8 protein-coding genes and 1 pseudogene are annotated in these 9,746 nt (G+C 63.1%); 7 read left to right on the top strand and 2 right to left on the bottom strand.

Going from position 1 to position 9,746, the window contains the following annotated elements; translation table 11 throughout:
* Window positions 1-146 precede the first annotated feature (146 nt).
* Window positions 147-359: pseudogene (locus tag GGR17_RS20425) on the top strand (transposase); the annotation flags it as partial.
* A gap of 58 nt (window positions 360-417) precedes the next feature.
* Here the strand turns inward: GGR17_RS20425 and GGR17_RS18745 are convergent.
* Together GGR17_RS18745 and GGR17_RS18740 are read right to left on the bottom strand one after the other, a co-directional pair.
* Window positions 418-1,338, bottom strand: coding sequence for a cyclase family protein (locus GGR17_RS18745; RefSeq protein WP_054539084.1), 921 nt, complete (start codon window positions 1,336-1,338; stop codon window positions 418-420).
* A 354-nt stretch (window positions 1,339-1,692) separates the two neighbouring features.
* Entirely contained in the window at window positions 1,693-2,139 is a 447-nt protein-coding gene (locus GGR17_RS18740) for a GNAT family N-acetyltransferase (protein ID WP_054539083.1), read from the bottom strand.
* A 282-nt stretch (window positions 2,140-2,421) separates the two neighbouring features.
* Between GGR17_RS18740 and GGR17_RS18735 the strand changes: the two genes are divergently transcribed.
* The 6 genes from GGR17_RS18735 (at window position 2,422) to GGR17_RS18710 (ending at window position 9,505) form a co-directional block, all read left to right on the top strand.
* Window positions 2,422-3,777 (top strand): extracellular solute-binding protein, encoded by a 1,356-nt coding sequence (locus tag GGR17_RS18735; RefSeq protein ID WP_054539082.1) that lies wholly within the window; start codon window positions 2,422-2,424, stop codon window positions 3,775-3,777.
* Between the two features lie 94 nt (window positions 3,778-3,871).
* On the top strand, window positions 3,872-5,152 hold the full coding sequence (locus GGR17_RS18730) for a carbohydrate ABC transporter permease (RefSeq protein ID WP_054539081.1): 1,281 nt from the start codon (window positions 3,872-3,874) through the stop codon (window positions 5,150-5,152).
* A 9-nt stretch (window positions 5,153-5,161) separates the two neighbouring features.
* Window positions 5,162-5,986, top strand: coding sequence for a carbohydrate ABC transporter permease (locus GGR17_RS18725; protein ID WP_054539080.1), 825 nt, complete (start codon window positions 5,162-5,164; stop codon window positions 5,984-5,986).
* Window positions 5,986-7,050, top strand: a complete 1,065-nt coding sequence (locus tag GGR17_RS18720; RefSeq protein ID WP_054539079.1) for an ABC transporter ATP-binding protein — start codon at window positions 5,986-5,988, stop codon at window positions 7,048-7,050. Before GGR17_RS18725 ends, GGR17_RS18720 begins: the two co-directional genes overlap by 1 nt.
* Complete coding sequence (locus tag GGR17_RS18715; RefSeq protein ID WP_054539078.1) at window positions 7,050-8,498, top strand: glycerophosphodiester phosphodiesterase; 1,449 nt, start codon at window positions 7,050-7,052, stop codon at window positions 8,496-8,498. The genes GGR17_RS18720 and GGR17_RS18715 overlap by 1 nt, the downstream gene beginning before the upstream one ends.
* Window positions 8,495-9,505, top strand: a complete 1,011-nt coding sequence (locus GGR17_RS18710) for a LacI family DNA-binding transcriptional regulator (RefSeq protein ID WP_054539077.1) — start codon at window positions 8,495-8,497, stop codon at window positions 9,503-9,505. Before GGR17_RS18715 ends, GGR17_RS18710 begins: the two co-directional genes overlap by 4 nt.
* Window positions 9,506-9,746 lie beyond the last annotated feature (241 nt).

Here is a 9,746-nt window from a genome sequence, read left to right as displayed (position 1 = left end):
CGAATATGGGCATCGGCGGCATCACACCCGCACAGAAACTGAAAATGGCCGCGTGAATTCTGCGGCTGAACCCCGTTAAAAATGGGGGGATTACCGGAGAACAGGCTAACCTCAAATTGAGGACTTTTCAGCGGAGCAGGTCACCATTGAAATACATAGAAGAGCAGATCATCAGCATTTTGCGGGAGCATGAGGCTGGTGCGAAGACGGCGGAGCTGCGCCGGAGGCACAGCATGCCGGAAGCTACGTTCCATGCCTGGAAAGCCCAGTTTGGCGGAATGGATGTCGTCGACGCGAAGCGGCGGAGGGCCTTGGAGGAGGAGAGCACAGAGCTGAAGCGGCTCCTCGCCGAGGCGATGCCGCATCAGGCGAGAACCCGTCACCCGCCTGATGAAGGCCTAACCGAACTCAGCGAGGTCAGCGTACACGCATTCCAAGCTCGTCGTCCCAGTGCAGTGGCTTCTCGCTCTTGGGCAGTGGGGCATCGGCCGCCGAAATCGTTACCCCATATGTCCAGTCGGCGGGGCAGATCGCTACATATCGGGCATAGCCGCCCGCACCGCCCTTGAACTTTGGGTAACCTATAGAGACCAGGCAGCCGGTGGGCGGGACCTGGTCCAGATTGGCGACCCCCTCTGCCTGCGCGTATCCGTTGTGCATCAGCCAGTACTCGCCCTCGAGATTGGGCGTGGCGTCAGTGTCCAGCGGTTCATGACCGTGGAACAGAATGTGACGCTCTTCATGCAGGAACTTCAGCGCGTCGAGCCCGACACCGGGAAATGGCGTACGCGCGGCAAACTCCTTGTCCGGCCACCCCTTCGACCAGTCCGAACGGACGAAAACCACGGATCCCTCGGGGATGGTTCCATGCTCGGATTCGAAGGCTTCGATATCGGAAACCTGCAGGGCATATCCGAAATCCTCGGCGACCTGATCCTGCATCGGAATAACGACAAGCGGACGCAGTGTGTAGGTGGCCGGAAGTTCGTCGATCGTCGGATATTCGGGCGCCCAATGCGCCGGGGGATCGAGTTGAGTGCCAAGCTGATCCGTCTTGAGCAGGTAGCTGGTCGCCACGAAGCCGTGTTTGTCGTAGGTATATGTATCGCCTTCGGATGCGTAATCTCCGAGGTCGGCGCCGGCCTTGGCGGGTGAGAACGTGGAGTCGCCAAAGCCCGGCCAGACAGGAATGGTCGGGGTAATGACATGGGTCAGGTCGACGTATTTCGCACCCTTGAAAATGTCCTGATATGCGCCCCATAGCCCCAGATCCTCCGCCGAAGCGGCCCCCGAGACGCAAAGCACGGCAACGCCGGCGAGAATTATCTTGTTTGTCATCAAACCTCTCCCATGCATGGGTGTCGAAAGCTGTGTGCGGTGAGTGGCAGCCAGCGGAGCCTTTGGCCTTTCAGTCATGCCTCGCCTTGCCACACGGATCGCCCGCCCTGTTCGGCTCGACGACCCCGGTGCCGGGACCGTGAGGGGCTTGGTCGTAAAAGACAATCTGCCAACGTCTGTTACTGACCATCCCGGCCGTTGGCTCGGGTGATCGCCTCAGAAGAGGGCAATTGCAGCGGGTAGGGGGCACATTATTGCGCAATTTGGACTCAGCATGGGCAAGCCGGAGGAGGGGTTTCGCCTGCGCGGATGGAGCCCCGGTAGAGCGAGGATCACGGCCCGGAGCTGACCTTGTTAAGCGAGTGTCTTTTCGAAATAAACGCGTTTGAAGCCGTCCTCGACGCGGCGTTCCACCTCGGTGTAGCCGAGCCTTGGATAGATCGACAGGTTTTCGGTCATCTTTTCGTTCGTGTAGAGGTGAACGGCACCGAGACCGCGTTCTCGCGCGGCATTCTCACAGAAGCTGATGAGCGCCGTCCCTAAACCGCGTCCGGCAGCGCGGGGAAGGACAGCCATGTTTTCCAGGAGAATATGACCCCCTTCGGCATAAAACACGATGAAGCCCTGTAGACTATCGCGGTCATCCGTCGCAACGAACACCTCGCCTTTGGCGATTTGGGTGGCAAAATCGGCGACCATCGGCGCAGGCTTTCTTCCGATCAGCGGCACATAACGTGCATATGCCCGCTCCGCGCATTCTCTGATTGCTGTTTCATCGCTTGGTACGGCAGGTCGGATCATGTTGCTTTCTCAACTATAATTGATGCGATATTGCTCTGTCAGGATCGTCCGAGCAATGACCGGCTTGTTGACGGTTTTCCAAAGCGGGTCGAGGGTGCCCCGACGCGCTCCGTTTTGCCGCGACCCGCCTCAGAAAACCTTCACCAAACCTTCCTTTCAGGGCGGCCGCTCAACTTCAAGAAAATGACATGTCCGCTAAATCACGCTGTCACGATTGCGGCGCACAACTTGCCTTGCACACGTGTGCAAGTCGAGCTTCCCAAACCGAGAGTTGGACAGATCATGAGCATTCTCAAGACAATCGCGGGCCGCGGGGCCGCTGCCGCCGTGCTGACGGTGACCGCCTTCACGGCGGCTGCCGAGGACTACACGATTACCGTATGGGCCGGGGGTACTGGCGACGAATCCAATTACCGCTATGACGCCATCGCCTTGGCGGCCGATATCCTTGAACGCGAGGCCGAGGTTCGCGGCGAGGAACTGAATATCACCGTCGAAAGCCAGGCATGGAGCAGTTGGGACGACTTCAAACAGGCATTCACGCTCGCCTCCGAGGCCGGTAATTCGCCCGACATCGTTGTCTCCGGGCATGAGGACATTGGCCCCTGGTCCGAGGCCGGGCTGATCGTGCCGATCGAGGATTATGTCTTTTTCGACACCTGGCCGCTGAATGCCATCTACCCGAACCTGATCGAGGTCGCGTCTTACAACGGCCAGGTCTGGGGCATTCCGCAGGATGCCGAGGCACGCGTATTCTACTGGTCGATTCCCGATCTGGAGGCGATCGGATGGTCCGCGCAGGACATCGAGAACCTGCCCGCCCGCGTCGAAAGCGGGGAGTTCACGCTATATGACATGCTGGACGCCGTCGAGAAGATGCAGGCCGAAGGCGTCGTGGATGCCTCCATGGGCTTTGCGCCGCGGGTGTCGAACGGGCCGGACTACTGGCAGTTCTACCAGTCGTTCGGGGGCGAGATGATCGACAAGGAAACCGGCCGCCTGGTGCTGGACACCAAGGCCCTGACCGGTATGTACCAGTTCTTCGTTGATGCCGCCGCGCGCGGCGTCGTCTCGAAAACCTTTCTGGGCACCGAATGGGACACCTGGCACCAGAACGTCGCCGCGGGAAAATATGGCGCCTGGCACGGTGGAACATGGCACTATGCCCAGTGGACCAACCAGTTCGGTCTGGAAGACTTCTTCGACACCGTACAATATACGCTGATCCCGGCGGGCAACGAAAACGGCCGGGCCAATTCGATCACCCACCCACTGGTCTACCTCGTCACCTCCGCCGCGCCCGCGGACGAGGCGGTCATCGCTGCGGAGCTGATCTCGATTGCCTCGGAGCCTCGGATCAATGCGCTTCACGCCGTGAAATCGGCGCATCTGGGCATATCGGAGCAGCAAAACTCGGTCCCGCTCTATGCAAACGACCGCTGGCTGAGCGCGGCGTCGGAGCGGCTCGCGCCGCATACGAACGCGCTGCCCAACAGTTCGGACTTCGGAATTTACTGGAATGCGATGTATGACGGACTTGAAGCCAGCTGGACCGGCGTGACCTCGGTCGAGGATGCCGTGGCCGAAGTTGAAGCTCAGGTAACCCGGGCGCTTGGCGACAATGTCATCGTCCGCTGATCCCATACTCCGCCCCCGGACGGCCGCGCGCCGTCCGGGGTATCCGGCCAGAGAGAGCAACCTGCGTAGCCCCCTCAGCCTGCTCGGTCTCGTCATGCTGTCGCCCGCCCTGATCCTGCTGGCATGTTTCTATTTTGCCCCGGTGGCCCTGACCACGGCCTTTGCCTTCACCGACATGTCGACCGCGACGGGGATCGGAACGGGCGCCTATGTCATCACGCCCAATACCCTGCGCGGCCTGCAGGACGAAGGCCTGCCCGAAGATGTCGCCGCGCAGGTCATGGCCGAGACCTACATCGTCGATCGGGCTGGGCTGGACGCAGCCGTGGCGGCAGGTATGGATGAAGGTTTTGTCGCGGATATCTCCGCGCGCCTGACCGGCAGAGCCTACGATTCCGCACGCGATTTCATCCGCGCCCTGCGTGAGCTGCCAAATGCTCCCCGCAGCCCGCGCGCGATCACCGCCGCCGCCGAAATATTTGGCCGGTCTGCACTGAACCGGCGGTTCGAGACCCGGGAGGAATTGGCAGAGGCGCTTGCCATCGCCACGCCCGAGGGCGCGATAGAGACGCGCGAACAGCTGCTCGACGCCAGCTACACCGGCGCGGTTTTCACCACCGAGAACTTCCGCCGCCTCGCCACCCAGCGCGAAACGGGGCGGGTGCTGCTCAACACGCTGTTCTATGTCTCCGCCACGCTGGCGATCTTCAACGTCGGTCTGGCGCTCTTTCTGGCGATCACGCTGTTCTACTTGCCAAAAGGGCTGATGGGTGTGTTCGGCACGCTTTGGCTGCTGCCGCGTATCACGCCCCTCGTGCTCTATGCGATCCTGTGGAAATGGTTCACCTGGGAGGGGGGATTCCTGCCGATCCTTGCCGAACAGGTGGGCCTGCCATCCTTCAACTACATGAAGGGCTCGGTGGTGACGGCCTGGATCACGATGATCTCGCTCAACGGGTTCATCGGTGCGTCCTTCGGGCTGATCCTGTTCTCGGGCGCGTTGCGGACGATCCCGATGCAGCAGCTTTGGGCCTCGGAGGTGGACGGGGCCACGCGCTGGCAGCAAGTCCGGCGGATCATCCTGCCGCAGATGCGCTGGCCGATCCTGTTCGTGACCACCTACCAGACCATGTCGTTGCTGGCGTCCTATGCCGAGATCTGGCTGACCACCAACGGCGGGCCCGGACGGACGACGACGGTCTGGGCGCTCGAGGCGTTCCGGACGGCATTGTTCAACTATTCGGGCAATCTTGAATACGGGCTGGGCTCGGCGATGGCGCTGATGCTGGTGATCGTCGGGTTTGCCCTGTCGCTCGTCTACCTGCGGCTTTTCCGTTTTGACGAACTGGTCACCCGCCCCCGGATCGAGTTCTGAGGTGCCGCGATGACACGCAATTTCGCGACGCTCCCGCTCCTTCTGCTGCTGATCGTCATCAGCCTGCCGCTGACGGTCATGTATGGCTTTCTCATACTCGACACCTTCACCGACGCCCCGCCGGGTGAACTCTGGCCCGACCGTTTCACGCTGGAACACTGGCGGTTCCTCTTCGACGGGGGCGAGATCGGAAATGTCTGGGCAGCAGCGGGCAACAGCCTGATCCTGGCCGGGTCGATGACGGTGATCGTGCTGACTGTTTCGACCACGGGAGCCTATGCGCTGTCGCGGCTGAACCTGCCGTTCCGGCGGTTCTTTCTGGCCGGGGTGCTGGTCATGCACGCGTTCCCCTCGGTCACGCTGCTGATCGGGGTATTCTTCGTGCTGAACCTCACCGGGCTCTACAACAGCATGATCGGCGTCATCCTGGTGAAATCCTCGCTGATGCTGCCCTTCGGCATCTGGATCATGAAGGGGTTCTACGATGCCGTCCCGTGGGAGATCGAGATGGCCGGGGTTCAGGATGGAGCGAGCCGCTTTACCGTCTGGCGCAGGCTGATCCTGCCGCAGGTCAAACCCGGCCTCGTCGCGCTATCGGTGTTCAGCTTTCTGGACGGGTGGGGCGAATACCTGCTGCCGCGGATCCTCGCACCCGGATCGGACATGGAGGTCCTGTCTGTCTTCCTCAACGAGCTGATCGCGGCGGATCAGCTCGGGTTCAACTTCAATCTGTTTAAATCCGTGGGTGTCTTTTACACGCTGCCGGTCGTTCTTCTCTACGTCATCTTCCAGCACCGGCTGATGAACATCTTCGGCGGAGGCACGAAGGGCTGATGCGCTTACATCTCGACAATTTCACGAAACGCTTCGACGGCAATCCGGTCATCGAAGGCATGAACTTCGTCGTCGAGGATGGCGAGATGCTGGCGCTGCTCGGGCCCTCGGGCTGCGGCAAGTCGACGACGCTCTTTGCCATCGCGGGGATCTACCGCGCCGATGGCGGGCGCATCCTGTTCGGCGACCGCGACGTGACCAACCTGCCGTCGCAACGGCGGAATGTGGGCGTAGTGTTCCAGAACTATGCCCTCTATCCGCATATGTCGGTCGAGGAAAACATCGGGTTTCCGCTGACGGTGGGCCGGATACGGCGCGACAAGGCCGAGGTCGCCCGCGCCGTGCGCGAGATCGCCGAGCTGATCCATATCGAGGAGCTGCTGGCCCGCAAACCGGCGCAGCTCTCGGGCGGGCAGCAACAGCGCGTGGCTCTGGCGCGCGCGCTCGTGCGGCGGCCCGGAATTCTGCTGCTGGACGAGCCGCTGGCCAATCTTGACGCCAGGCTGCGGCTCGAGATGCGCTCGGAAATCCGGCGCATCCAGCTTGAGACAGGGATCACCGCCATCCTCGTGACCCATGATCAGGTCGAGGCGATGTCCATGTGCGACCGCGTGGCGATCATGGAGAGGGGCAGGATCCTTCAGATCGGCCCGCCGACGGAGCTGTATCGCGCGCCGGTCAACCGGTTCGTCGCGGGCTTTCTCGGGAACCCGCCGATCGTGTTTCTGGAAGGCCGCACCGCCGGACAGGGCAGTTTCGCGATGGATCAGGGGCTGCATCTGCCCCTGCCTCCGCGTCTGCGCGGCCTGCCAGCCGACCGGCCCATCTCTCTGGGCATCCGGCCCGAGCATTTCGGTACCGGCGGAACCGCTCAGGCGACCGGGCGTGTGACCTTCGTCGAGCCGCAGGGCCGCGAGACCCTGTTCGACATCGAGACGGCGCCGGGGGTCATCCTGCGGTCGGTCCAGCCCGCGCGCGAGGACGTGGGGGTCGGCGACATTGTCACCTGGCCGATCGATGTTGATAACCTTCTGGCCTTCGATGCAGAGGGAACACGACTCTGATGCGCGCAAACCTGAAGTTTTCCTGGCCCGCGCGCTGCGACGGGCGGCCATTGTGCATCGCCCATCGCGGGGCCTCGGCTCATGCGCAGGAGGGAACGGTTGCGGCCTATGAATGCGCCGCCGATCTGGGATCAGACATGTGGGAGCTCGATATCTGGCTGACGGCGGACCGGCAGCCTGTGGTGTCGCATGATCCGACCTTTGCGGGTGAGGGCGGCCCTGTGGCCATCGCGGCGTTCACCGCAGCTGAGCTGGCGCGCCGCTGCCCCGAAATGCCGACGCTTGCCCAGATCGTGGCGATGGCCCGCGCGCGCGGACAAGCGCTCTACCTCGACCTCAAGGGTGAGGGCGCGGGGGCGGTCTGCATGGAGGTGCTGCACGCGCTCGATTTTACCCAGGCGGTTCTGGGCACCTTCGACGAGGGCGAAGCGCGTGCGCTGATCGAAAACGGCTGCCCCTGGCCAGTCGCCGTGCTCGTTCGGCTGGGTGAGGATCCGTTTCGGCGGGCAGAGGCGACAGGCGCGGATATCATTCACCTTTGCTGGGAGCATGGCGGCGCGCGGCCACAGAACCTCGTGACTGCGGCCCTGTTGGCCCAGGCGCAGGCGCGGGACATCGGCATCGTGATCTGGCACGAGGAACGGCCCGAGGTGCTGGCCGCTCTCGTCACGCTGCCGGTGCTGGGCATCTGCACCGACCAGCCGGAACTGCTGGGCGGTTTCGATAGCCTGCCGCCCACCGGGATCGAGGTCGTGTGCCATCGGGGCGTCAATCACATCGCTCCCGAAAACACGATGGCCGCTGCGCGGCTGACCTACGACATGGGCTGCGACTGGCTGGAACTGGACGTGCGCGAAAGCGCCGATGGCGAAATCATCGTGATCCATGATCCTACGCTGGACCGGACGACATCCGGTACGGGCGCGGTGGCGAAAACCGACCTTGCCGCGCTACGGTTGCTCGACGCGGGCGGATGGAAGGCCAGGCATTGGCGGGGCGAGACGATCCCGACGCTGGCCGAAGCCATCGGCTATTGCCAGTCGCGGGGGCGGCGGATGTATATCGAGAACAAGAGCGTGGACGCCCGAAAGCTGCTTGATCTCGTACGGGGCATGGACTTTCTTGACCAGTGTTTCTTCTGGTCGCCATCCCCCGAGCTTTTGCTGGAGACACGCAGGATTGCCCCGGACGCCAACATCAAGGCCAACATCCCCCATTTCAGCAGTTTCAAAACGATGATGGAAACGCTCGCCCCGCAAATCTGCGAAATCACCGTCGCGGACTGGGAGCGGCAAGCTCCGCTGTGCCGCGCGCACGGGGTGCGCCCGATGCTGAAGTATTTCGGCGACGACCCGCGTGTCTTTGCTCGCATCGTCGACTGGAGGCCGGAGATGATCAATCTTGACCGGGCGGACCTGCTGCTTTCTGCGCTCAAGGCCGCCACATGAACGGGCAGAGGTCGGTCACGGCAGAAGACGTCGCGCGGCTTGCCGGGGTGTCGCGGTCGGCGGTCAGTCGGGCGTTCACCAATGGTGCGAGCATCTCGTCCGAGACACGGGACAAGGTCATGGCGGCGGCGGACCGGCTGGGCTACCGGGTCAATTACCTCGCCCGTAGCCTGACGCTGCAGCGGACCGAACTGGTCGCGCTCGTGGTGTCGGACATGGACCATTCGTTCCGCGCCCGGATCGTCGACCTGCTGTCGCGCGGGCTGGTGAAGGCGGGGTACCGGCCGTTCCTTCTGCCCTGGAGCGACGGGGACGACGCCGGGCGGCTGATCGACATGATGCTGCACTACAACGTCTCGGGCGCGATCATGACCTCGGACACGCCCCCCGGCGAAATCGCCGCGCATTGCGCCCGGCACGGCGTGCCGCTGGTGCTGGTCAACAAGGCACCGGTGGATGCTCACGCGCCGCGCGTGCTCCACGATGTCGAAGCCGCCGGTCGGCTCGCCGCCGAAGCCCTGTTCGAGGCCGGATGCCGCCGCGTCGCCTATGCCGGACCGCGGCGGCCGTCGTATACGATCGACGCGCGCCGGGCGGCTTTTCTGCGCCACGCAGCCGAACTGGGGATGCGCTGTAGGTTCGAGGCCAACGGCGCACGCCCCAACTATGCGGGCGGAGTCGAGGCCGCCGCAGAGTTCCTTCCCCGTGCCGGCGAGGTGGACGGCGTGCACTGCGGCAACGATTTTCTCGCCCTCGGTTTTCTCGATCGGATCCGGTCCGATGGCTTGCGGGTACCCGCTGACCTGTCCGTTGTCGGCTGTGACAACATCGCCGAGGCGGCATGGACAAGCTACGATCTCACGACGGTAACCCAGGATGCCGAGGCAGTCGTGTCGGCCTGCCTGGCGGCGCTGATCGAACTTGTCGAGGGAGAGGAAGAGCCCGCGCCCACCACCGTCATTCCGGTGCGACTGGTCCGTCGCGGATCGACCTCGCATCGCGCATGACACCGGACGCAGGCGGCAGAACCGCGCGCCTGCTCGTCGGGCGACAGATCGCGGGCCACGCCGCGGCGGTGCCTGTGCTCGACTTCATTCATATCGCGAGGGCAGGGCGTTGCCCGCATCGATCCAGCCTTCCCTGATTTTCCGGTGATTCATCTTTGCCGCGCACAAAAAATGCTCATCAGGGTGTATGGATGACGCAATCTGGTGCGAAATCATCGATATCGCCTGCGCGCGCCTGCGG

Source organism: Actibacterium naphthalenivorans (assembly GCF_014196965.1).
Lineage (GTDB): Bacteria > Pseudomonadota > Alphaproteobacteria > Rhodobacterales > Rhodobacteraceae > Actibacterium_A > Actibacterium_A naphthalenivorans.
The sequence above is the reverse complement of the archived record's forward strand: the minus strand, read 5'-3'. Positions and strand labels throughout refer to the sequence as shown.